This is a genomic window from Bacillus sp. JJ1764 (assembly GCF_036962145.1).
Lineage (GTDB): Bacteria > Bacillota > Bacilli > Bacillales > Cytobacillaceae > Neobacillus.
The window spans coordinates 1-332 of record NZ_JBALNY010000173.1; the positions used below are offsets into that span (position 1 = coordinate 1).

Below are 332 nucleotides of genomic sequence, written 5' to 3' on the forward strand. Positions count from 1 at the left end.
TAAAAGAATATTCTTTTAGAGAAAACATAAAATTTAAGCAGGTTTATTTTAATATTGTAAATGAAATACCCGAAAACAATCTTTACGAAGAATACAAACGTTGTATTGATAATGGTTTTTTTATTATTGGTTCTGGACTTAATGGAGACTCCATTGTAATCGATTTAAACACAAGAAACATAGGTTATGTTTTTCACGATGAGGTGTGGGAGGATGGAGATGTAAATCCGAAAGAAATCTACATTAGCCTCGAATTGAGGCAGAAATAAAAGCTAGTGTCGGTATTATTCAATCTGTTAGAGGATATTAGAGGCTTCTTGTTGAACTAACGG

The 332-nt window shown here is 31.6% G+C and carries 1 protein-coding gene; it reads left to right on the plus strand.

Translation table 11 applies throughout. The annotated features are described in order from the left end of the window. The coding region (locus V7083_RS20310; protein WP_335481336.1) for a hypothetical protein at positions 1-269 on the plus strand (269 nt) is incomplete at its 5' end. Positions 270-332 lie beyond the last annotated feature (63 nt).